The organism is Bacillus sp. 7_6_55CFAA_CT2, assembly GCF_000238655.1.
Lineage (GTDB): Bacteria > Bacillota > Bacilli > Bacillales > Bacillaceae_G > Bacillus_A > Bacillus_A cereus.
Genome location: NZ_JH414727.1, coordinates 1 through 994, shown reverse-complemented (window position 1 = coordinate 994; position 994 = coordinate 1). Strand labels below are relative to the sequence as shown.

The window sequence follows — 994 nt, the reverse complement described above, 5'->3', positions numbered from 1 at the left end:
GCTGAGCCACTTCCGTTAATAAAGCGCGCCGACGAGGAGTCCGAACCCTAACCTCTTGATCCGTAGTCAAACGCTCTATCCAATTGAGCTACGGGCGCATATGGTGCCGAGGCGGGGGTCGAACCCGCACGGTGGTCACCCACCGCAGGATTTTAAGTCCTGTGCGTCTGCCTGTTCCGCCACCCCGGCATGTCATATTGAAAATTGGAGCGGAAGACGGGATTCGAACCCGCGACCCCAACCTTGGCAAGGTTGTATTCTACCACTGAACTACTTCCGCAAGACATGTATGAGTTATTTTATTAAAAGTGCGGGTGAAGGGAGTCGAACCCCCACGCCAAAGGCGCTAGATCCTAAGTCTAGTGCGTCTGCCAATTCCGCCACACCCGCATATTTCATTAAAATGGTGAGCCATGAAGGACTCGAACCTTCGACCCTCTGATTAAAAGTCAGATGCTCTACCAACTGAGCTAATGGCTCTTAATGGCTGGGCTAGCTGGATTCGAACCAGCGCATGACGGAGTCAAAGTCCGTTGCCTTACCGCTTGGCTATAGCCCATTAATTAAGAATGGTGGAGGGGGGCAGATTCGAACTGCCGAACCCGAAGGAGCGGATTTACAGTCCGCCGCGTTTAGCCACTTCGCTACCCCTCCGACATATATGGTGGAGGATGACGGGATCGAACCGCCGACCCCCTGCTTGTAAGGCAGGTGCTCTCCCAGCTGAGCTAATCCTCCATTTTGCCTGGCAACGTCCTACTCTCACAGGGACAAGGTCCCAACTACCATCGGCGCTAGAGAGCTTAACTTCCGTGTTCGGTATGGGAACGGGTGTGACCTCTCTGCCATCATTACCAGACTATATTCATTTAAGACAAGAATCATTGTAACTTATTTAACTTTAAAAGTCAACAAGTTTTTTATATTCTTTCAAAACTAAGATAACATTGCTTCATATTATATGGTTAAGTACCTCGATCTATTAGTATTCGTC

7 tRNA genes and 1 rRNA gene are annotated in these 994 nt (G+C 49.8%); all 8 read right to left on the bottom strand.

Annotated elements, in window-relative coordinates:
- Positions 1–101 precede the first annotated feature (101 nt).
- Positions 102–189, bottom strand: a tRNA-Leu gene (locus tag HMPREF1014_RS29015).
- A gap of 16 nt (positions 190–205) precedes the next feature.
- Positions 206–280, bottom strand: a tRNA-Gly gene (locus tag HMPREF1014_RS29010).
- A gap of 29 nt (positions 281–309) precedes the next feature.
- Positions 310–390: transfer RNA gene (locus HMPREF1014_RS29005), tRNA-Leu, on the bottom strand.
- Between the two features lie 14 nt (positions 391–404).
- Positions 405–480, bottom strand: a tRNA-Lys gene (locus tag HMPREF1014_RS29000).
- Positions 481–484: 4 nt separating this feature from the next.
- A tRNA-Gln gene (locus HMPREF1014_RS28995) sits at positions 485–559 on the bottom strand.
- Positions 560–570: 11 nt separating this feature from the next.
- Positions 571–654: transfer RNA gene (locus HMPREF1014_RS28990), tRNA-Tyr, on the bottom strand.
- Between the two features lie 8 nt (positions 655–662).
- Positions 663–738: transfer RNA gene (locus tag HMPREF1014_RS28985), tRNA-Val, on the bottom strand.
- A gap of 5 nt (positions 739–743) precedes the next feature.
- Positions 744–859, bottom strand: a 5S ribosomal RNA gene (gene rrf / locus HMPREF1014_RS28980).
- Between the last annotated feature and the right edge of the window lie 135 nt (positions 860–994).